This window comes from Tenacibaculum maritimum NCIMB 2154 (genome assembly GCF_900119795.1).
Taxonomy (GTDB): Bacteria; Bacteroidota; Bacteroidia; order Flavobacteriales; family Flavobacteriaceae; genus Polaribacter; species Polaribacter maritimus.
On sequence record NZ_LT634361.1, the window covers coordinates 2,547,818 to 2,571,944 of the forward strand.

At 32.0% G+C, this 24,127-nt stretch carries 16 protein-coding genes; 9 read left to right on the top strand and 7 right to left on the bottom strand.

Annotated features, from left to right (window positions below):
- From MARIT_RS11435 to MARIT_RS11445, 3 genes are read right to left on the bottom strand one after another with little or no spacing between them, the layout of a single operon-like run.
- Positions 1–1,383, bottom strand: coding sequence for a DUF5723 family protein (locus MARIT_RS11435; protein ID WP_024740590.1), 1,383 nt, complete (start codon positions 1,381–1,383; stop codon positions 1–3).
- 3 nt (positions 1,384–1,386) lie between these two features.
- The gene (locus MARIT_RS11440) at positions 1,387–1,938 is read right to left on the bottom strand and encodes a hypothetical protein (protein WP_024740589.1); all 552 of its coding nucleotides are present in this window, start codon (positions 1,936–1,938) and stop codon (positions 1,387–1,389) included.
- 25 nt (positions 1,939–1,963) lie between these two features.
- Entirely contained in the window at positions 1,964–2,644 is a 681-nt protein-coding gene (locus tag MARIT_RS11445; protein ID WP_038025378.1) for a YjjG family noncanonical pyrimidine nucleotidase, read from the bottom strand.
- 65 nt (positions 2,645–2,709) lie between these two features.
- On the opposite strand from MARIT_RS11445, the gene MARIT_RS11450 reads away from it, so the two are divergent.
- Positions 2,710–3,834: a glycosyltransferase family 4 protein gene (locus MARIT_RS11450; RefSeq protein WP_100211564.1), complete on the top strand. Its 1,125-nt coding sequence runs from the start codon at positions 2,710–2,712 to the stop codon at positions 3,832–3,834.
- Position 3,835: 1 nt separating this feature from the next.
- Positions 3,836–5,110: an MATE family efflux transporter gene (locus MARIT_RS11455; protein ID WP_100211565.1), complete on the top strand. Its 1,275-nt coding sequence runs from the start codon at positions 3,836–3,838 to the stop codon at positions 5,108–5,110.
- Here the strand turns inward: MARIT_RS11455 and MARIT_RS11460 are convergent.
- The 3 genes from MARIT_RS11460 to radC are packed head-to-tail and all read right to left on the bottom strand — an operon-like array spanning position 5,057 to position 7,971.
- Entirely contained in the window at positions 5,057–5,956 is a 900-nt protein-coding gene (locus tag MARIT_RS11460) for a hypothetical protein (protein ID WP_024740585.1), read from the bottom strand. The genes MARIT_RS11455 and MARIT_RS11460 overlap by 54 nt on opposite strands.
- Positions 5,953–7,260: a polysaccharide deacetylase family protein gene (locus MARIT_RS11465; protein ID WP_024740584.1), complete on the bottom strand. Its 1,308-nt coding sequence runs from the start codon at positions 7,258–7,260 to the stop codon at positions 5,953–5,955. Before MARIT_RS11465 ends, MARIT_RS11460 begins: the two co-directional genes overlap by 4 nt.
- Positions 7,261–7,284: 24 nt before the next feature.
- A complete protein-coding gene (gene radC / locus MARIT_RS11470) occupies positions 7,285–7,971 on the bottom strand; it encodes a RadC family protein (protein ID WP_024740583.1) in 687 nt (228 codons plus the stop codon).
- A gap of 91 nt (positions 7,972–8,062) precedes the next feature.
- Between radC and trkA the strand changes: the two genes are divergently transcribed.
- From trkA to MARIT_RS11495, 6 genes are all read left to right on the top strand, one after another.
- Positions 8,063–9,409 (top strand): Trk system potassium transporter TrkA, encoded by a 1,347-nt coding sequence (gene trkA, locus MARIT_RS11475; protein WP_024740582.1) that lies wholly within the window; start codon positions 8,063–8,065, stop codon positions 9,407–9,409.
- A 1-nt stretch (position 9,410) separates the two neighbouring features.
- Complete coding sequence (locus MARIT_RS11480) at positions 9,411–10,910, top strand: TrkH family potassium uptake protein (protein WP_100211566.1); 1,500 nt, start codon at positions 9,411–9,413, stop codon at positions 10,908–10,910.
- A 224-nt stretch (positions 10,911–11,134) separates the two neighbouring features.
- Positions 11,135–14,008 (top strand): lamin tail domain-containing protein, encoded by a 2,874-nt coding sequence (locus MARIT_RS11485; protein ID WP_100211567.1) that lies wholly within the window; start codon positions 11,135–11,137, stop codon positions 14,006–14,008.
- 16 nt (positions 14,009–14,024) lie between these two features.
- The gene (locus MARIT_RS15655) at positions 14,025–14,192 is read left to right on the top strand and encodes a hypothetical protein (RefSeq protein ID WP_167381784.1); all 168 of its coding nucleotides are present in this window, start codon (positions 14,025–14,027) and stop codon (positions 14,190–14,192) included.
- A gap of 162 nt (positions 14,193–14,354) precedes the next feature.
- Positions 14,355–15,464: a phosphoenolpyruvate carboxykinase (ATP) gene (locus MARIT_RS11490; RefSeq protein WP_024740579.1), complete on the top strand. Its 1,110-nt coding sequence runs from the start codon at positions 14,355–14,357 to the stop codon at positions 15,462–15,464.
- The gene (locus MARIT_RS11495) at positions 15,454–16,518 is read left to right on the top strand and encodes a nucleotidyltransferase domain-containing protein (protein WP_024740578.1); all 1,065 of its coding nucleotides are present in this window, start codon (positions 15,454–15,456) and stop codon (positions 16,516–16,518) included. The genes MARIT_RS11490 and MARIT_RS11495 overlap by 11 nt, the downstream gene beginning before the upstream one ends.
- Here MARIT_RS11495 and MARIT_RS11500 read toward each other — a convergent pair whose 3' ends face one another.
- Positions 16,519–17,871: a UDP-N-acetylmuramate--L-alanine ligase gene (locus MARIT_RS11500; RefSeq protein WP_024740577.1), complete on the bottom strand. Its 1,353-nt coding sequence runs from the start codon at positions 17,869–17,871 to the stop codon at positions 16,519–16,521.
- A 173-nt stretch (positions 17,872–18,044) separates the two neighbouring features.
- Here MARIT_RS11500 and MARIT_RS11505 point away from each other — a divergent pair, with 173 nt between their 5' ends.
- On the top strand, positions 18,045–24,116 hold the full coding sequence (locus tag MARIT_RS11505) for an alpha-2-macroglobulin family protein (RefSeq protein WP_100211568.1): 6,072 nt from the start codon (positions 18,045–18,047) through the stop codon (positions 24,114–24,116).
- Positions 24,117–24,127 lie beyond the last annotated feature (11 nt).

The window sequence follows — 24,127 nt, forward strand, 5'->3', positions numbered from 1 at the left end:
TTAATTCATTATTAAATTTATTCCAAATTGAAAAGAAGTATAATTTGAGTCTGCAATATCGGTAAATTCAATGATATTGTCCACCATTCCATAAACATTTGCTGCCCCTAAATTCATAGATATTCCGAATCCTAGATTAGAAAATGAGTACTCATCAAAAGTATATGTTACTTTTGTTTTAAAAGAATCTCCAAAAGCTCTTTCATAAAACCCCGTCAGTGCTAACTGGGGACCTAAAGGTCTAAAAGTAGCATGTAATTGACCTCCTATTGCATTATTAAAATAATTTTCATAGGCCATATCACTACAATTCTCCTCCCTTCTATTTTTTCCCCATTTGTATTTTATAGCTCCATTGAACTTTACAGGTTGAGCTACTACATATGAATTTGTATTTTCTTCGCTAGGTACTTTTTCTTTAAAGTCATCCTCCAATGCTTTCCAATAGTCAGTAGGATTGTTTGGGTCATATTGAAATTCAATTCCCGAAAATGTATAATCTCCTTTAACTTCTCCATTTTTAATATTTTTTGAATAGTTAATGAACCCTAAATCTAATAAACTTGCTGTAAGCTCCACTTGAGGAGATACGTGATAAGTTACTCCTAAATCGACACCCAATCCTAAATTACCTCCTAAAAAGGTTTTATTAAGAACATCCCCCATTTCTAGTGCTATTTTAGCATCTTCATTTACAATACCCGAACTATGAATACTCGCATTTATATTATTTAAATGATGCGTGTAGCTACTATTCCTCCCTAAAACTGTTCTAAATGTTCCTGTATTTCCTTGGGTTTGAACATTTATTGCTCCAGAATAAATCTTTAGCCTACCTCCTACCGTCAGTTGCTCATTCAACTTTCTAGCGGCTCCCACATGTAAAACTCCTTGCACATTTGCTTTTAGCATTACTTGCCCTATTGAAAAAGCTCTATTAAGATGTGCCCCATTTCCTTCATTTAACAATTGTAATATATCTTTCGGTACTTGACTAAAAACAGCCACCTCTGTGTAAAAACCAAAGTTCAAATATGTTTTTTTATCTAGCTTAACCCCTCCGTTAAGTACCTCTACTTGACTATTAATTGCTATATGATCGTTTACTGCAAGCTTACTTAGCACTCTATTCACTTTATTAGTGAAGCTAACATTATCATCACGAAATAGGTCGGCTACCGTGAACCCAGTACTTCCTAAGTTAGTGGAAAAACCTGATAAAAGAGGTATTCCTACATGGTATTTATAATTTACCTCCGCTCCTGGGTTTAACAATAATGCTTGTGGTATTTGATCAAAACCATACAATACCTGTTTATTTTGACTGCTCAAATTATATATTGCAATCATAAATACAAAAACTCTTATCAGAATATGCTTCATCTTTTATTCTATTTTTAAATAAAGAGTTACTCCTGATTGAAAATTAATTTTTTTCGGATCTTTTACATCAATAATAGACCCATCGGCAGTCGGTTTCAACCTCAATCTCGTTTGTATTTGCTTAGCTGCTAAAAAAGCTGGAGTATTTGCTACTATAACTTCTTCCTTGTGTTCGAGTTCAGCTCCATTTATAACCAATGTAGGAACACTATACATTATTTGGTCATTTTCATCTAAAAAGAGAAACTCTACTTCGAAAGTTCTGTCGAATTGGTTTTGTATTTTAAACTCTAACACCGCTCTTTCTAAATTATTCTGCATTACACTATTATCAAAAGCATTAAATTTAGAAGTATCTACAACCTCGTTTATCTCTGTATCAGTACCTTCTATAACTAGATTCGTTTGTGTTACATAAAAATTAATAAGTGCTAACTTTACTTCTGGAGTAGCCACAAAATCATTTACTTGATCTATATCTATATTTTTCACACATGAAATAGAAAATACAGATAATACAAAAACCATTATAAAAGACATGGGAGTAGTATTCATATTCATACGATTTGGGGATTAAAAATCAAAGATACTGTTTTAATTCTATCAATGATTGTATAGTGCTTATTCCTTTTATATTTTCTTTTTTTTCCAAATTACAATAAATTGCTGACATGCCCATATCTAATCCTCCTATAACATCTGCTTCATAACTATCACCAATCATTACACTATTTTTAGGCGTTGCTTTTGCCAGCTTCATTGCATAAGCAAATATCTTAGGATCCGGTTTTTTCACTCCAATACTTTCAGCAGTTATGATATGTGTAAAGTACTTTTTTATTCCTGACTTTTCCATCTTTAAATGTTGTACTTCTTTAAATCCATTCGTTATTATATGCAACTCATATTTTTCTTTTAAATAGTCTAGTATCTCAATTGTCCCTTCAAATAAATGATTGTAGTCTGATAAAAAATTAATATAATCTTCAGAAATTGCAATGATAAGTTCTGTTGAAATACTATAAGTCAATTCTTCAAATGTCTCTTTCAACCTATTGTATCTTAACACCTCTTTACTTACTTTTTCTTCTCTATAAAGTTTCCAATATTTAAAGTTAATCGGTTTATATATTTTCAAAAAATCAGTAATTGAAACGGGAATCTTCCGTTCTTCAAATATCCTTTGAAAAGCTAATTCTGAGTTCCTTTCAAAGTCCCACAAAGTATGATCTAAATCAAAAAAAATATGCTGAATACTCATAATCTCTCAAAAATAAAAATATTTAACCGTTAAAGAAGTATTTTAGCGGTTTATTATAAATCAATTTGAAGCAAAAAAAACATATTCTTTTCCTCTGCGGTTGGTATCCTTCTCGCGTATTTCCTTATAATGGAGATTTTATCCAAAGGCATGCCGAAGCTGTTAGCTCCAATTATCAAGTTAGCGTTTTACACCTTGTTTCTGATGCTAATTGTAAAAAAAGTACGCATATTTCTCATGAGATAAAAAATACGATACAAACACATATCGCTTATATAAAACCAAGTAAAAACCCTATCATAAAAGGGATTAGGTTCTATATTGCTTTTCAAAAACTTTTAAAGAATATTGGGTATTTTGACCTTGTACACCTCAACAAGCTGTATCCGTTTGGTATTTTTGCCTTATATTTAAAATGGGTAAAAAAGAAAAATTATATCATTTCGGAACATTGGACTGGTTATCACCCTCCTCTTTCTAAAAGTATTTCTAACATTTCATTATTTTTATCCAGATTAATTGCCAAAAACGCTTCTTTTATATGCCCCGTTTCCTTTGATTTAAAAAAGTCTATGGAAACGCTAAAATTATATGGAAACTATAAAGTGGTTCCTAATGTTGTTGACACCTCTTTATTTACTCCTCAACCGAAAAAAGAAAGGACTTTTACCATATTACATATTTCAAATATGGTAGATACTCACAAGAATGTTTCTGGAATTATAAAAACAATGGCAACTTTAAATCGTACTATTAGTAATTTCAAACTTATACTGATTGGGGAAGGAGTTTCCAAATACAAACCATTAGCTATAAGTCTTCATATTGCTTCTAAAATTGAATTTATATCTCAAATACCTCATCATAAAGTTCCTAATTTTATACAAAAGGCTGATATTTTTGTCCTATTCAGCAATTACGAAAATCTTCCTTGCGTAATTTTAGAGAGCTTTTCATGTGGCACACCTGTCATCACTACAAACGTAGGAGGAATTAGCGAATTTTTCCCTGACGATTTCGGGAAACTAATTGCTCCTAAAAAGGAAGATGAGCTCCTAAAAAACATCTTATTTTTCTACCATAAAAAAGAACAGCCTTCTTCTGAAAAAATGCACCAATATGTTGTTAAACATTTTAGCAAAGAGGCTATTTGCAAATCGTTTTCTAACCTTTACAAAATAAGTTTTTAAAATGATTTACAAGGAATTACACCCCTACCTTAAAGGCTTTTTTAGTAGATCTGGAAGCTATGTTTTTATAGCTACTATTATGGCTAAAGGCTTGTCTTTTTTAACTTCTTTAGCCGCCTTATACCTAATTCCAAGTAAAACATTGGGAGCTGTATTGTTTGCTTATAATATCATTACTTTTTTAATTCCTATTAGTGGATTAGGACTGCATCAAGGTTTGCTTAGGTATGGAGCTATTTTAAAAGATCAAGATACAAAAGATAGTTTATTCCTTTACGTTTTTAAAAATGGTTTTTGGGCATCTTTATTACTAACTTTCATTTTGGTATTTATTTCTATACTCATTCCTTTCCAATTTAAAGAAACCTCAAAATACTTGGCTCTCTTAGCTTTTTTGTTAATTCCTTCTTATATTCTTGGGATTATTAAAATTCAATTCCGATTAAAAAATGATAATAAGTCTTTTGCTTTTTCAGAAATTGTATATCATAGCATTTTGATAATAAGTGTGGTACTCTTGTCTTATTTTTATAAAGAAATGGGGTATATAGCTGCGCTGCTTATAAGTCCTGCAATTACTTCCTTTATTTTTATCAAAAAGCTACGGATTAATTTCCAAGCTAAAAAGAAATTAGCTATAACCAATTACCGCTTTTGGAAATATGGTTTTTTTACAAGCTTATCAAACGTTATAGGCCAGCTTCTTTTTGTGATAGATATTTTATTAATAGGGATTTTATTAAATGATCCCAAGATGGTTACCAATTATCGGTATGTTTCCTTAATCCCCTTTAGTTTGCTTTTTCTTCCAAGGGTTTTTATAAATACTGATTTTGTTGCTTTTACGGAGAAGATTGACGATAAAAAGTATATCATTAATTATATAAAAAGTTACACTATTTTATTTTTAATTATAAGTATAATTTTCACCTTCATTTCATTTATTTTCTCAAATCAAATTTTAAGTACCCTCGATGAAAGCTTTACCCAATATAGCACTGCTTTTTTCATATTGACTATTGGTATATCAGGAATTTACACCTCAAGAGGTTTATATGGAAATTTATTATCTTCTATCGGAAAAGCTACCGTCAACTATTATATTGCTTTAAGCGGACTGGCTTTAAATATTATCAGCAACTATTTCTTAATTCCTTTATATGGAATCACTGGAGCTGCTATGACTACTGCTTTTTTAATGTGGGCTACCGGACTTGCTTCGTTAATTTTGTTCTGGTTTTTTTATAAAAAAAGAATCAAAAAAATAACTATTTAAGGCATAGTATGTCTCTTTTTTTGCACCAAAACTCCTATAAAAACGGGCTATCCCCTCTAACATAGATCCTTCAAAATCTAAAATTAGATCGCTCTCAGAAAATGTTTCTATCAACTTGGTAACTAAGAGTGTTGCATACCCTCTTTTTTTACCTTCATTACTTATGATAGGCATTAAATAAGTAATCCTATGTTTATCTTTTAAAAACAACAAACTAGCCATTAACGCATTATCCTCTTTTATTCCCCATATAAAAATATATTGATTTTTTAGCTTTGCTAAATTCTTTAAAATGGAGAAAGGATAAGAATCTAATTCATAATTTTTAGGGACTTCTTCTATAAATTTAATAAAAAGCTCACTATCTAAATTCTTTTCTAAAGTAAAATTTCTTTTCTCAGCCTTTTTATAATCTCTTTTACGGTTTTTATTATAGTTTTTAAAAATTTCAGTTTTTCCTTTCTTTAAAGAGAGTACATAATTTTCCCTTTGCATGGCCTTAGGTATATCCATCTTATTTTGAAAATTAAATTGTAAAACAACTTTAAAAAAATATTTCGGTATCTTTTTTATAAACCTTACAACTTCTCTCTCCAAAATTACATTTTTAGAAAACACTCCTAACTGTTGGCAAAAATAAGGTTGTGTAATATATGCTATAGCATACCTCCTCTTCCAAGGTAAAGGCATTACTGCTTCATAATCATTCAACACCAACACAGCCCAACTTTCTGCTACAATATCTAAATACCATGAATATGCATAGAGCATACTTTGTATTGACGCTTCTATACATTCATCATACTTTTCAACATCCAATTCTTCTCTTTTGAGGTATTTTATCATTTAGATGTTACTATTTTCAGCATTGATTTATATACATTTCCCCAACCTTTCCATCGTAGATAATTACTTAAACTTTCGTTATGAAATAACGTAATAAATACTCCATTCACTTTTTTAACTTCATTCTTTAAATCTCGGATTCTTCCCAAAGACTGTTTAGGGGTCAACTTCATATAATCGTTTAATGTAGTATCCATTAATGCAAACGAAAATATTTTTAAGGGTGTTTGAATTTCAAAATCTAAATCATAAAAATAAAAAGGGGTACAAGTACTCGCTCTAAACCCTACATGATCTGCATATCCCATAGAGTAATCTTCTACAATTTCTAAATCTATTAGTTTTTGGTATGTTTCAGGCAAATTGAAACGCAAATAGTGTTGTCTGGAGCGTGTAATTGGCATATTTGTTATTCGTTCCATACGTTCCTTTTCCTTTTTCAACATAGAGGCATCCTGCATCGTAAAATAAGATGGATGCAAACCTACGCGGGCATAGTCAACCATCTCTTTTATCAATAGTTGAAAGTTGTTTTTAGAAGAAGACACATTCGTATCAAATGTTGTATAATCTCCTATTAGAAAGAAGAATATCGTTCTAACATCATATTCTTTTTTTAATGAAATTAATTTATCAAAAGTTTGAAAGGGATCTTTTTTTATTCTAAAAACAATAGCCATTCTATTCCAAAGATTAAAAAGATTTAATTTCCCTACATCATTTAAGAAGCCTCCTATTGTTCTCACAAAACTTTTATGCCTATACGCATAGGCATTATCTACATCTATAGTAGAAATAAACTGAAAATTCCTTTCTTTATATTGATACGTTGGAAAGCGCTCTTTCAAAGCCTTTAATAACTTAAAGGCCCATATATCAATAATAGGTTTTTCTAAAAAACCATATTTATAAGCAATACTTTTTTCTGCTGAAAAGCGCCCATGTTTATCTTTTACATGAGGTAAATACTCTTCATACCTTGTTATCAAATAAAAACTTGCTGCAAAAATATCAAACGGAATTACTGATTTAGAACCTGCTGAGAAAAAACACGGAACGGTATCCCAGTTACCCATATTAATTTCTAAGTCATTTACTCCTTGCTCAAATAATAATGCATTGGATCTAATAAAAAACTCCTTTCCTAAAGGTACTTTAGTATATGATAGCTTAGGGCCGTTATGAGCTACAAATGTTTCTATTTTTGAAGTGAAATCAATAGAGATTTTCAACGTTCTGGTAAAAATATGTTTAAAAATATAACGAACTCTAGGCGTTATCTTATGGGTGTATATAAGTATCATAAGCTTTCTAATAGGTATCAAAACCTATAATATTCCTTCATCTGCAAAGCTAAAATATATTTTTTCAGCAATAATTAAATGATCTAATAATTTTATATCTAAAAAAGTTCCTGCCTCTTTAATCTTCTTTGTAATTTTAATATCTGATTCACTTGGCTTTACTCTTCCTGAAGGATGATTGTGACATACGATCATTCCTATACAAGACAATTCCAATGCTCTTTTATACAAAGGTCGAACATCTACCAAAGTGGCTGTCAATCCTCCTTTGCTAATCTTATGTTTTGCTAATACCTTGTTCGAATTATTAAGATATAAAACCCAAAATTCTTCGTATTCTAAATCTCCTATAATTGGACGCATCAGCTTAAATACATCTGAAGAACTCATTATCTTAGTTTTTTTTAACGCATTTTCAAACTGGCGCCGTCTTCCTAATTCTAGCGCTGTGATAATACTAATTGCTTTTGCCTCTCCAATTCCATTAAATTTAGTTAATTCTGCTACTGATAACCTTGCCAACTTCCTTAAATTATTTCCTACTGATTGAAGGATTCTCTGAGATAGCGCTACTGCTGTCTCTTTCCTATTTCCTGATCCTATCAAAATAGCAATCAATTCAGTATCTGATAAATTTGATTGTCCTTTTGCTAATAGCTTCTCCCTAGGCCTATCATCAAGTGCCCAGGATTTTATGGTTAACTTTTTCATATATTCATAACTTTTCTATAAATATATGTCTTTTTTTTGCACACGCCAAACAAGCACACTATCTTTGTTGTTTATTCTGATTTTAAAGTATATGAAAATTATCATAGCTGGAGCAGGAGACGTAGGGTTTCACTTGGCTAAACTACTTTCATACGAATCTCAAGATACGTATATCATTGATTTTAACGGAGAAAAGTTAAACCACATCAACAATCACCTTGATGTAATCACTAAAAAGGGAGATGCTACTTCTATAAGACTTTTAAAGGAAATAGGTATAGAGTCTGCTGACTTGTTACTGGCCGTTACTGAGAGTCAAAATACCAATTTTACCATTTCTGTAATTGGTAAAGCTTTAGGAGTAAAAAAAACAATTGCTAGAATAAATAATCCTGAATTTGTAAAAAATGATGAAATAAACTTTCAAGATTTTGGCGTTGATTTTATGATTTCACCAGAAGAATTAGCTGCTGATGAAATAAAACTACTACTAAATCAATCATCATTTAATGATACTGTTGCTTTTGAAAATGGGGTTTTTAATGTGATGGGAACTTCCCTGAGTTATAAGTCTCCTATCGTTAACTTAACTGTCAAAGAAGCTAAAGATAAATTTTCTAATGTTGATTTTATCACTATTGCTATTAAACGAGAAGGAATTGCTCAAACTATCATTCCAAGAGGGGATACTGAATATAAAATAAAGGATCAGGTGTATTTTTCTGTACCAAACTATAGTATTGACAAACTATCTCCTATTATCGGAAAAAAACAAATTGATATTAAAAATGTAATGATTCTTGGAGGTAGTAGTATTGGTAAAAAAACAGCAAGAAACCTCTGTAAAGAAAATTTCAAAGTTAAATTATTCGAAAAAAATAAAGATAAAGCATTAACACTTGCGGAAGATTTAAGACATACTTTAGTCATTAATGGAGATGGAAGGAACATAGAACTTCTTGAAGAAGAAAACATTCGTGAAATGGATGCTTTCATCGCAGTTACAGGTGACTCTGAAACAAATATAATGTCTTGTTTAGTAGCCAAATCTAAAGGAGTTAGAAAAACAATTGCTTTGGTAGAGAATATGGACTATATAAACATATCTCAAACTATAGGCATCGACACACTTATCAACAAAAAATTAATTGCTGCCAGTAACATATTCCGTCACATCAGAAAAGGAGAAATATTAGCACTTGCCAACCTATACAATATAGACGCCGAGGTTTTTGAATTTGAGGTGCAACCCAATGCCGCGGTAACCAAAAAACCTATCAAAGAACTTCGTTTCCCAAGAGAAGCTGTTTTTGGAGGTATTATACGCAATGGAAAAGCAATTATGTCTTTTGGAAGTAAGCAAATTCAAAGTGGTGATAAAGTAATTGTTTTCTGTTTACCAGAAGCTATAACTACCGTAGAAGAATTGTTTAATTAATATGGAAAATCTTAACCTTAAACTTATTTATCGTTTTTTAGGACTTACTGCTACTTTAAACGGAATTTTCATGCTCATGGCAATTCCTTTCAGTTTTTACTTCCAAGAAACTGCTAAGTTAGGAATTTTAAATGCTGGAATTATTACCATATTTATAGGAGCATTACTTTATTTTTTTAATAAACCAATCAATAAAAACTTACAAAAAAAAGAGGGGTATTTAATTGTATCCTTGGGTTGGCTGATCCTTTCTCTAACAGGAATGCTTCCTTATTTACTAACAGGTAGCATCCCTAATATTACAGATGCATTTTTTGAAACCATATCAGGGTATTCTACTACTGGTTCTTCTATCTTAACAGATATAGAATCTATGCCTAAAGGGATTCTTTTTTGGCGTAGTGCAACGCATTGGCTTGGAGGGATGGGAATTATTGTATTAACTATTGCTATTTTACCATTGTTAGGTATTGGAGGAATGCAATTATTTATGGCAGAAGCTCCTGGGCCTTCAGCAGATAAATTACACCCTAGAATTACAGAAACTGCTAAACGGTTATGGCTAATATACGTACTCTTAACTTTTGTTCAATTTTTACTATTAAAAATTGCTGGTATGTCTTGGTTTGATGCTATAAATCACGCTATGGCAACTGTTAGTACGGGTGGATTTTCTACAAAAAATAATAGCATTGCTTTTTGGAATGGAATACCAATGGTACAATATATCATTATCTTTTTTATGTTTATTGCTGGAACTAATTTTGTTTTAACATATTTTGCCTTAAAAGGAAAAATTCAAAAAGCTTTTCAAAATGAAGAGTTCCGCTATTATCTATTTGGAATACTGGGTATTTCAACAATAGTAGCTTTCACCATATTATTTTTACAAGATCCTAATTTACAAACTACAATTGCACATCCTAAACCTTATGGAGAAATAGAAAGCGCTATTAGACATTCTCTATTCTCCGTAATATCTGTAGTAACTACTACTGGTTTCGTTACTGCTGATTTTACTATGTGGAGTTTTTTTGCTACTGGTATTTTCTTCTCTTTATTTTTTGTAGGAGGATCTGCAGGATCTACTTCAGGAGGAGTCAAAATTGTGCGCCACATTGTAATGCTAAAAAACAGTTTTTTAGAATTTAAGAAATCACTACATCCTAATGCTATCATTCCCGTTCGGTATGATCGAAAAGCTGTTAATAAAACCATTGTTTTCAACATATTATCGTTTTTTATTTTATATATGTTGATATTCATGATAGGAACAATTGCATTAGCATTACTTGGTTTAGACATACAATCTGCATTAGGAGCTTCTGCTTCTTCCTTAGGAAATATTGGGCCTGCGATAGGAAGCGTAAGCCCTGTTGATAATTTTAGTCATTTATCAATAGGCGCTAAATGGGTATGCTCTTTTTTAATGCTTATTGGACGTTTAGAACTTTTCACTGTTCTTATTTTATTTACTCCTTTCTTCTGGCGTAAAAACTAGTGCTAAAAAAACGAATACCATTTTACTGGTTGAAACTACCAAAAAACCTCCTCTACTTTCCTGTATGAGAATACCAACTTATAACTAATATGACTCAAAATTTAATTTGTTACTTTTCATATAAGAAAAGTAGCAAACGCGTTATCTGAATGTAAAATATTCAAACACAGTCTCTTTTTTATTTCATTTTTAATAAATTTGGAACCTATCTTAAATTTTTAATTATGAGACACAACTATTTTTTTATTATTCTCTTATTATTATTTGGAGCTAGTCATAATATTAGCGGTCAAATAATCTATAATGCTGACTTCTCTAATGATGGAGATGGCTTTGCAGATCATACCTCTGCCGCTCCTCCTGTAGCTGGTCCTACAAGTGTTGGTCCTTTTGGAAGTATCTCTAACCAATGGAACTTATCCTATGATACAACTCCTAATACAGACGGTTCTACAAACTCATTCAAAGTATCTGGTGGCGCCTTAATATCAGATGACTGGGGAGGGCAAGGAATATTTACAAGTCAAGCAATTGACATCTCTTCAGTTACCACAATCAGTATTGCTGCTTTAGGAGCTAATAGCGGTGCAAATGATGGTAAGTTTACGTATTTTTACATATTAGATAATGGCACTAGAGTTGAAACAGTAATTGGTGCTACAAGTAATGGAGATACGGTCAATTATGCTGTTAACAATTTAGATGTTTCAGGAAGCAATACTATTCAAGTAGGCTTTGAATTTAGTGAAAATGGTAGTGGAGATGGCTATACAGTTAATTCTTTTACTGTTACAGCATCTTCTAGTCCAGTTGTAAGTTTTGACGCTGCCTCTAGCTCACAAAATGAAACCAACGCTACATTTAACACGTTACTTCCTGTTACATTCTCTAATTATAATGCTGATGTTACCATTGGAGTTACTGTTAATGCTGGAAGTACCGCTGAGCCTAGTGATTATACTCTGAATACTTCCTCTATTACTTTTACGGGAAATGGAACTGAAAATATTTCTTTAGATATTAATGATGATGCCGATTTTGAAAGTGAAACTATTATTTTAGACATTGCTGTTACTTCTGGAAATGCCAACATTACTATAGCACAACATACTGTTACAATAAGTGATGATGACCTTCCTATTGTAATTAATGAAATTCTTGCGGATCCTGATTCTTCTAACGGAGATGCTAATGGTGATGGTATTGTTAGCACAACAGAGGATGAATTCCTTGAAATTTATAATATTAGCGGAGCAGATCTGGATATTTCTGGCTGGACAATAGCTGATGCCATTCGTGTTCGCCATACTTTTCCTAACGGAACCATTATTCCTGCTAATGAAGCTATTGTCATTTTTGGAGGGGGTACTCCTGTTACTGTTCCTGGAATTGTTCAAGTTGCTTCCACTAATGCTTTGGAATTAAATAATGGAGGCGATACTATTACTATTAAAAATAATACTGGAGCTACGGTTTTAGTTGAAAATTATGCTTCTGCTGGAAACAATCAATCAATTGCTCGAAATGATGATATCAATGGTGCTTTTGTAAATCATTCTAACATTCCTACGAATCCTGTTATTTTTTCTCCTGGAAGAGACAATACAGATAATACCCCTTTTTCTTCAAACTTAAAATGGACAGGGGTTACTGATACTAATTGGAATACTGCTACTAACTGGATTGGAAATACTGCTCCTACCTCAACAAGTAATGTTATCATTCCTGCCAACTTAACTAATTACCCTACTATTTCTGCCCCTATAACTGTAAGTACTATTAACATTGAATCTGGAGCTTCTTTAATAGCAAATGCTACAGTAACAGGAACTGTAACTTACCAAAGAAATTTACCTACAAACAACTGGTATTTAGTTTCTTCTCCAGTGGCTGGTGAAACCATTGAAAATTTAATTTCTAACCATATTTTTGCTTCAGGTACCGGTGCTAATATTGGTATTGCTCCTTATAAAAATGATGGAAGTGCTTGGAATTACCAGACAAATACCGCTACCGGAGCTATTGCTTCTGGACAAGGAATTTCGGTTAAAACAGCTACTGCTAGTACTATTCGTTTTACAGGTACTGCACATACAAATAATGTTCTTTACCCTATTACGCAAGCTACTAACAACTTAAACTTAGTAGGAAATCCTTTTACCTCTTATGTTAATTTGGGAGCCTTTTTTACTGATAATGCAACAGGAGCAGTTCTTTCTGAAGCTACTGTGTGGCTATGGAATCAGGCAACAAATAGCTATGATTTAAAAATGTCTGGTACTGATGCTAATTTCCAAATTGCACCAGGTCAAGCTTTCTTTGTGAGTGCTGGAGCCAATACAAATGTAACCTTCAATACTTCTAATCAAAGTCATCAAGCTGATACATTTCAAAAAAACAATAGTACCCCTGAAATTCAAGTAGTGCTATATGCTAACGAAAATGGAAAAACAACGTCAACCAAATTGTATTATACCAATAAAGCTACAAAAGGACTTGATGATGGTTTTGACGGAACCATGTTTGGAGGCATCAATTATACCTATGCTTTATATTCTCAATTAGTGGCTGAAAACACTGGAAAAAACTATGCTATCCAATCTTTACCTAGTACAGATATGGAAAATACCATCGTTCCTATTGGATTAAAAGCAGAAGCTGGTAAAGAAATTATTTTTTCTGCCAATTCAATTAACCTACCTAATGGTCTTCATGTTTATTTAGAAGACCGAAGTAATGGTACTTTTACAAATCTATCTGAAAAATCGCATACGGTTACACTAAATAACGCTACGAACGGCACTGGTCAATTTTACCTACACACCACCGCTCAAAAACTAGGCATTGACGAAGAAAATAGTTTATTGAATCATGTTAGTATCTATAAATCATCTCCAAAAATTTTGACTATTGCAGGATTACAAGCTAAAAATGCTTCTTTAAATATTTTCTCTTTACTTGGAAAAAAGGTAGTTACACAACAATTCAACTCAAACGGAACTACCTCAATTAGCATACCTAAATTACCTGCTGGAATATACCTTCTAGCGTTAAAAACTAAATCAGGTAAAATCAATAAAAAAATTATTTTAGAATAATTAAAAACATCTTTTCATGAAAAAACAACATAAAGACACAGATATATCCCGTAAAGAAGCTTTAAAAAAAATAGGAAACTATGGTAAATATGCAGCGCTAACCGCTCTAGGTACCTATATGCTATTAAATCCTAAAAAAGCGCAAGCACAAAGCCCAGAAGATCCTGGTAGCGGTGGATTTTAAAATACTTCATGTGGTACAAACACTACTCATAAAACCTCGATTTTAATCGAGGTTTTATACTCTTAATCTCTTACTATCCCTGTATTTTCCATCATTTTTATATTAACAACTAAATTATATACAAAATTTTATAATGTAAATAGTATTCTTATTTTTATACATATGATTTTACAAAAAGAAATTGAAGATAAAACTATTGTTTGGTTAGCGCATAGCAATCAATACCTCATCGTAGAAAACATTGTAGCTAAAATTCTCCATGCATTAGACAGTGGAAGTTCTAAAAAAGAAATTAAAAACACATTACTCAATTATATTGATATACCTAAAGAAAAAGCTGATCGTTTTATTATTGATATTGAAAAACTACTACACAAACACATAACTCATCAAAAACCTCACGTTTCTTATAACTTGCCTGAAAATTTCATTTCTACCAAATATTATAAAATCAATGGAACTCTTTTTTTTATTGAATTTTTATCTGACTATGAAGTTTCTTTAATACATCCTAAATTTGCACACCTAGAAATAGCCCCTACAGAAACATTCGATTTCCATTATCAAGTATTTACTCAAAATGAGCATATTTTTTTCTTGGTAAACAACTCTCTTATCGATGCTTGGTCAGTAAAAGAAAGTCATTATTTCCAAGGAAAATTTTCAATGAAAATTATTGAAAGCATCCATAAAAAAGAAGAAACTCAATGGATGGGCATCTTCCATGCTTCTGCTGTAAGCAACAATAAAGAAGCAGTCTTATTTCTTGGCGATTCTGGCAACGGAAAAAGTACTTCTCTAGCGCTATTACAAGCCAATGGTTTCAACTGTCTTGCTGATGATTTTGTTCCTATAGCTAGTCAAAATCAAGAAGTATATTCATTTCCTTCCGCTATTTCAATCAAAGAAAATAGTTTAGGTACTTTATTACCCATATATCCTGAGCTTGAAAACGCCGCAGTGTATCATTTCAAATCCCTCCATAAAACCGTTCGTTACCTTCCTCCTAAAGTCAATAATGCCCACCAACATCAAAAATGCCATAAACTCGTTTTTATAAAATACCAAAAAAAGGAAGATCTTTCGCTACAAAGAATATCCAAAAAAAGTGCTTTTCAAAGGTTAGTTCCCGATTCTTGGTTATCTCCTTCTCCCAAAAATGCACAAAGTTTTTTAAATTGGTTTAGTTCATTAACTTGCTATGAGCTTACATACTCGAATAATAAAAAGATGATTGAATCTGTTCAAGAAATATTTGCAAATGAATTATAAAGAAGCTCTTTTTTTTATAGGAAAATGCCTAACCATTACCCATGAAAAACACAATCGTACTCTTGTTTCAGAACGTATAAAGAAACAAAAAGTTGATTGGGATCAAATTGTTAAAGCAAGTACGGCTCATTATGTTTTTCCTGCTTTATATTGCAATTTAAAACGCGCTAACTTACTGCCCTTTCTACCAAAAGAGCTTGTCAACTATATGGAGTATGTTACTGATCTAAATAGACAAAAAAACCTACAAATTATTGAACAAGCTTTAGAAATCAATAAACTACTCCTAGCAAATGGCATCCTTCCTATCTTTTTAAAAGGTACTGGTAATCTGTTAGAAGGCTTATACGATGATATTGCCGAGCGTATGGTGGGAGATATCGATTTTTTAGTCTCAAAAAAAGACTTTAACAACACAATAGCCATTTTAATACGAAATGGCTATTCTAAAAATGAGGAAACTACTTTAGACAGTACGCTTATGAGCAGACATTATCCTAAAATTTTTAAAAAAGGAAAGATTGTAGCTACTGAAATACACTACAGAATGGTTTCTGATCCGTATGAAAAATATTTTAATTATGACCATGTAAAAGATACCCTATTAAAAGCTAATAATATTGCTACACTATCTTATAAACATCAAATATTAATGACTGCTTTTAATAAACAAATGAATGATAATGGCCAATTATACAAAACTATTTCGTTAAGAAACTCCTATGACCTCTACCTTTTATCTAAACAAACCCCTCCTTTAGAAGTAGTAAAAGAGTTCAATCATTATTTTATTTCACTAAATAACTTTCTAGCAAGCTCTAATTTTATACTTAATGCCCCTAGCGCAATTAATTTTCAAAGAAATAAAGCAAGTGAAAAATACCTCAAAAAGGTACTTTACTTTATTGATTTTCCTAAAAGAGAAAAATACAATAGAAAACTGCATACTATTATATTTCGATTCAAACGACTCATTAAAACTATAATTAAAGCTGCTTATAAAAAAGAGTACCGTACCTATCTTATCCATAGAATAAAATACGTTTTCAAATAGCTAAATAAGTCCTTTTACCTCTTCAAAATCCAAACCTCCATAATTTCCAGAACTCATTAATAACAATACAACATTAGATAAATCTTCTGCAAATAAATACTCCTTAAACTCCGTTGGGTTCGTATAAACAATCAAATCATCTCGTTCAAAAGCATCTGCTATTTGCTGTTTACTAACTTCCTTTAATTGCTTAATTTTTACTGCTTCGGGAGCATAAAAAACTACGGCCTTATCCGCTGCTTCCAAAGCTCCTTTGTATTCTGCTAAAAACGCAGTATTCAAACTGCTATAAGTATGTAATTCCAAACAAGCCAACACCGTTCTTTCTGGATATTGGGTTTTTACCGCTGCGGTGGTAGCTTTCACTTTACTTGGACTATGCGCAAAGTCTTTAAAAATAACTGTTTTTTCATTTTCGGCAATTTTTTCCAAACGTTTACTTGCTCCTTTAAAGCTAGCTATTGCTTCGTAAAACTCGTCCTCATCTATTCCCATATGCTGGCAAATCCATTTAGCTCCTGCTAAATTTTGTAGATTATGTTTACCAAATATCTCTAAAGGCAAACTCCCATCAGGAGTATCTATGTAAGTGGTTCCATTTTCTATAAAATATGTTGGCGTTTTGTACGGATATTTTTTAATCGGATGCTCAGAGCTTTCTACTACTTGTTTTACATGTTCGTCTTCTTCATTATACACCATTATCCCGCCATTTGTTAACGAATTTGTAAAAACAGCAAATTGCTCCTTATAATTTTCGAATGTAGGAAATACATTAATATGATCCCAAGCAATTCCACTTAACAAAGCAATATTAGGCTTGTATAGGTGAAACTTAGGTCTTCTATCCATAGCTGAGCTCAAATATTCATCACCTTCCAATACAATAAATTCATTTTCTTCTGTTAAATGCACCATTGTTTCAAAGCCCTCTAACTGAGCTCCTACCATATAATCAACTTCTTTATCATGGTAATTCAATACGTGCAATATCATTGAAGTTATCGTTGTTTTTCCATGTGACCCTCCTATAACAACACGTGTTTTGTTTTTAGACTGCTCATATAAAAAGGCTGGATACGAATAGATCTTTATACCTAATGCTTTCGCTTTCTGCAATTCAATATTATCTTCTTTTGCATGCATTCCCAAAATAATAACATCTATATCATTGGTTATTTTTTCAGGAAACCACCCATATTCCTTTGGTAATAAACCGTAATTCTCTAATCGTGATTTTGAGGGATCGTGAATGGTATCATCACTTCCTGTAATTTGGTATCCTTTTTGGTGTAATGCAATGGCTAAGTTGTGCATTGCACTTCCGCCAATAGCTATAAAATGTACATTCATTTGATATTAAATTGGAGAGGTAAAAATACAAAACCAAACAACAATTTAACTATCTTTAAACCGAAACTCATTGAAAAGTTATATACACACATTCAAAAGAGTATTTTACACATTTTAAATTGCGTATTGCTTAATAAGTTACGTGATTTGATGCATAATTAAGAATTTAAGTTATGAGAAAACTGACAACTGTTTTACTAATGATTTTTTTATTTTCAACAACGATAAAAGCACAAGAAAGCTACCAGAGTTTATGGAACAAAGTAGCTCAGTATGAGGCTGACAATCTTCCTAAATCTGCTTTAAAAGAAGTAAACTCGATTTATAAAAAAGCAGAAAAAGAGCAAAATTCGCCTCAAATCATCAAGTCTTTGTTTTATAAAAGTAAATTTTCTTTACGACTACAAGAAAATGCTCAACTAAAAATTATCAATGAATTTAAACAACAAATTTCTAAGAGCACTACTCCTACTAAAAATGTTCTAGAAAACATCCTTGCCAATTTATATTGGCAATATTTCTCACAACACAAATGGCAATTTTACAATAGAACTCAAACAACAAAGCCTATAGATAAAAATGATTTTAGAACTTGGGATCTAAACACGCTATTCCAAGAAATTCATAAACATTACCAAGCTTCTTTGGCCAACGGACTTATTTTACAGCAAACGGATGTTCGTGAATTTTCTGAAATTCTACATACAGCAAATACTTCCAAAATATACCGTCCTACTCTATTTGATTTTTTAGCTCATAATGCACTTGATTTTTATAAAACAAACGAAATAAATATTACCAAACCTTCTTATCAATTTAAAATAAAAAACACTGAACTTATCAATGAAGCAAAATTATTTGCTAGTACAACACTAAAAACTAAAGATACTCTCTCATTATCTTTTAATGCTTTGAAAATATACCAAGAATTAATTCTTTTTCACTTAAAAGACAAAACCCCTGAGGCTTTAGTAGATGTGGATATAAAGCGATTAAATTTTGTTAAACAACATGCCACTTTTAATCGCAAAAAAGAACGCTATTTGCAAACCTTACAAACTTCAAAAGAGCATTATAAAAATAACGCTGTTAGCGGACTATATGCTTTTGAAATCGCAAATACCTATTACCAGCAAGCCAATAAATATGTGCCAAATCAAAATGAAGAGCATCGTTTTAAAAACCAAAAAGCACTTGCCCTTTGCCATGAGATTAATAGTGATTTTCCTAAAAGTGATGCTGCGCAAAAATGCGAGCGATTAGCTTATCAAATACGCTTAAAATCACTACAAATCACTGCTGAAAAATTCCTTCCTATCCATCAATATTCACGCGTGCTTATTAACTATAAGAATATACATAAATTATTTTTTTCTATCTACAATATAACCCCTTCACAGCTTGCTACTTTCAAAAAGATCTATGACAAAAAAGAACGTATTCTTTTTATAAAAAAACTCAAAAAAACAAATTCTTGGGAAAGCAACTTAAAAAATGAAGAGGACTACCAACTACACCGTACCGAAATTAGCATCCCTAAATTAGCACAAGGTTCTTATTTATTCATCGCTTCTTCTGAAAAAAATATTACTCCCGAAGCTACAATAGGAACTACTGATATCCAAGCTACTAACTTAGTATTTATTACCAATACAGAGCGTCATCAAAACAAGTATCAAATAGTTGATAGAAATACAGGAAAACCAATACCTCAAGCTAAAGTAATATTTAGTAACAAACCTTATCAACGTTACGGAGATCGTATTCATAAAGCATTTACTACTGATAAAAATGGGGCTTTCAAATTTACTCCTCATAAAAAGCATTATGGAAATGTAAATGCCATCGTACACCATAAAGGAGATCATGCTATTTTTGGTAAATTTTATATCAGTGAACAATATTTTACTCCAAAAGAAGCTACTAAGACTTATATAAACTCCTTTTTATTTACTGATAGAAGTATTTATAGACCAGGCCAAACCATACATTTTAAAGGTATTGCTATGGAAAAAACCAAAGAAAACACACAGGTAAAGCCAAATAGAAAAGGAACCATCATTCTTAAAGATGCTAACGCTCAAGTAGTAAAAAAACAGGTATTCACTACCAATGAGTTTGGATCCTTCTCTGGAAGCTTTATACTTCCAAATACAGGAATAACAGGTATTTTTTCTATGCAAACAATCATTGATGATCATACGGATTCTACCACTATTTCTGTAGAAGAATATAAACGCCCTAAATTTGAAGCGCATTTTGCTCCTATAAAAAAAAGCTATGCACTTAATGAAGATATCACCGTTCATGGAAATGCAACATCTTTTTCTGGAGCAAATATCACAGCGGCAAAAGTAGCCTATCGCGTACACAGAAAAGTAGTATTTCCACGTTGGTGGTACTCCTATCGCCCTGCATTTGTTTCTAATTCTCAAGAAATTGCACATGGGGAATCAGTTACTGACACTTCTGGAAATTTTACAATCAAATTCAAAGCAATTCCTGATGAAAGTATTGCTCCTGAAAGCATGCCTATTTTTACGTATGAAGTTACTGCAGACCTTACAGACCTTAATGGAGAAACCAGCAGTACAACAACGTATATCAATGTGGGCTATCATTCTTTAATTGCTGATATCTCTATGGAAGATACTATCCACAAAGACGTTCACAAACAAGTCATAAATATTCACACCAAAAATGTAAGCGGAATTTTTACCCCTGCTAAAGGTACTATTCAAATTTACAAGCTGGTTCCTCCTAAGAAAATAGTACGCAAACGCCCATGGAATGCTCCTGATTATCAAGAGATCCCTGAAGGGGAGTTTCACAAAAAATTTCCTCATGACACTTATAAAAACGATGACAATCCTAAACATTGGAAAAAAGGAAAACTTACTCTTAGCCTTCCTTTTAATACTGAAAAAAGCAGTGAAATTAAATTAAAAGGCTTCAAAAAATGGCCTTCTGGTAAATACATTGTTGAGCTAGAAAGTACAGACAAACAAGGAAATAAAATAAAAAACAAACATTTTTTCGAACTTTTTTCTACAAAAGACAAACTACCCTCTGATAACCAACTATTCAGTGTTCAAACCAATAAAGAAACCTACAATAGCAATGATACCGCTCTCGTCACCTTTAGCAGTCACTCAAAAGATATTACTATAATGGTTTCTGTTGAAAAAAAGCACCAAATAGTCGATCAATATTATATACATTTAAATAAAAGTAGTAAAACAATCGAAATACCTATTACTCCAAATGACAAAGGCGGATTTGCGGTTAATTGGTCTTTTGTTAACTATAATTCTTTTCAAAAAGGGAGTTTACTCATAAAGGTTCCATATCCAAAAACAGCATTGGAAATTGACATAGCAACGTTTAGAGATAAGTTACAGCCTGGACAGCATCAAACATGGAGCTTTACAGTAAAAGGGACTAAAAAAGATAAAGTTTTAGCGGAGTTATTAGCAGGAATGTATGACGCTTCTCTTGACCAGTTCAAGTCTAATGACTGGAATTTTTCTCCTATTGATACTCCTATATATACTACTTTTAATCATACAGAGGATCGGTATAGTTTTCAAAATACTTCTTTTAGTATTCAAAACTTAAATACTTCCTTTTCTAATAATTATCAAACTAAAAATTATGATCGCTGGAACTGGTTTGGTTTTTATTTTCAAAAACGCAGAGAAATGATGCTAAGAGGTGCTGCAATGGGGGCTCCTCGTACGATGAACATGAGAGGAACGCAAAAAGAACTCATAATGCAAGAGGAGGCTGTAAATAATTATGATAGCAATACTTTAGCAACAGTACCGCCAACAAATACTTCTAAAAAAGACCAAAAAACAACGCCTTCAAAGGGTATTCATATACGTAAAAACTTACAAGAAACAGCTTTTTTCTACCCACATTTAGTAACAGATAAAGATGGAAATATCACTTTTAACTTTACTGCTCCTGAAGCATTAACTCGATGGAAATTGCAATTATTAGCACATACTAAAGAATTGCACAGCGCTGTTAAAACACTAGAAACCGTTACACAAAAAGAGCTAATGGTAATTCCTAACGCTCCTCGTTTTCTCCGAGAAGGTGATACCATTTCTTTTAGCACTAAAATAAGCAACTTATCCTCTAATGAACTGAAAGGAACAGCTCAATTGATACTCACAGATGCCATTACAGGAAAAGTAGTTGATTTATGTAACAATTCGAAAAAAACATCCAATCAGCCCTTTATTGTAGATGCGAAAGGCAATACAAATATCTCTTGGAGATTATCAATCCCCCAACATTTACAAGCAATACAGTATAAAGTAATTGCAAAATCGGGAAGTTTTTCTGATGGAGAGCAACATATTTTACCAATACTGTCTAACAGCACTTTAGTTACAGAAACGTTGCCACTTTGGGTTCATGGAAATTCCTCTAAAACTTTTATTTTAGAGAAATTAAAGGCGAATCGTTCTGCTAGTTTAAAAAACCATCAATTAACCCTAGAAATAACTTCTAATCCTGCTTGGTATGCTATTCAAGCTTTGCCTTATTTAATGGAATATCCTTATGATTGTAGCGAGCAAACTTTTGCTAAATATTATGCCAATTCTTTAGCTAGTCATATTGCCAACTCAAATCCTAAAATTCAAGAGGTATTCCAACAATGGAAATCTAGTAATGCATTGCTTTCTAATTTAGAAAAAAATCAAGCTTTAAAATCGTTACTCATCCAAGAAACTCCTTGGATACGCGATGCGCAATCTGAAACCGAACAGAAAAAGCGTATTGCATTGTTATTGGATATAAACCACATGAGTAATCAACAACAAAGAAGCCTACATAAACTTCAAAATATGCAAATGAGTAATGGCGGATTTCCTTGGTTTAAAAATGGACGTTACCCTAGTAAGTTCATTACCAACCATATTGCTAGCGGATTCGGACATCTAAAACATCTTGGCGTTACCCCTCCTCATAAAAGCACCGCTATAATGGTACACAAAGCTGTTCATTTTCTTGATCTTGAAATCGCAAATGAATATAAAAAACTACTCGAATTAGCAGCACAAAAGCATGCGAATGATAAAAAGAGGTCTGATTTTTTAAATCAAAATCATCTTAGCCACTTTGCTTTGCAATATTTATACATGCGTAGTTTTTACACTAATTTAACCATTCCTTCAAACACCAAAAAGGCCATTGATTATTACAAAAAACAAGCAACTATGTATTGGCAAAAACAAACATTATTAGGTCAAGGCTTAATTGCCCTTGTTCAATTTAGAATGGGTAACAAAACGATTGCTCATAAAATCATAAGGGCTTTAAAAGAAAACAGCATCTCTTCTGAAGAATTAGGAATGTACTGGAAAAGCAATCAACCTAGTTGGCATTCGTATCAAGCTCCTATAGAAACCCAATCGTTATTAATTGAGGCTTTTTCTGAAATTGAAAACGACCTTACTACTATTGATCGCTTAAAAACATGGCTTTTAAAAAAGAAACAAGTAAATCGTTGGCAAACTACAAAAGCTACCACCGAAGCTATTTATGCATTGCTTTTAAATGGCAGCAAGTGGCTTGCTATTGATCATACCGTTACTGTACATGTAGGCAATACAACTGTACTATCTTCTAACACAATGAACAAGCCAATTGAAGCAGGCACAGGTTATTTTAAAACCTCTTGGAACTCAGAAGAAATAACTCCTAAAATGAGTACAATAAACATAACGAACAAAAATGAGGGCATTGCTTGGGGGGCAATGTACTGGCAATATTTCGAAGATTTGGATAACATAACCGCTGCTGAAACTCCTTTAAAGCTGAGTAAAAAACTTTTCTTAAAAAGGAATACTGATACTGGAAAAGAATTAAAAGATATTACTTCTAAAACTAGACTAAAGGTTGGCGACTTAATTACTGTAAGAATCGTGTTGCGTTCAGACAGAGATATGGAGTTTATTCATATGAAAGATATGCGAGCTTCAGGTTTAGAACCTATTCAAACCCTTTCTAAACATCAATGGCAAGATGGATTATATTACTACCAGAGTACTAAAGACGCTACAACAAATTTCTTTTTTGATCGTTTACCAAAAGGAGTTTATGTTTTTGAGTACGATCTGCGCGTTAATAATTCAGGAAACTTTAGCAATGGAATTACGACAATACAAAGTATGTATGCCCCTGAATTTAGCAGCCATTCAAAAGGAAATCGAATATTAGTTGATTAAAAAAGGAAAAT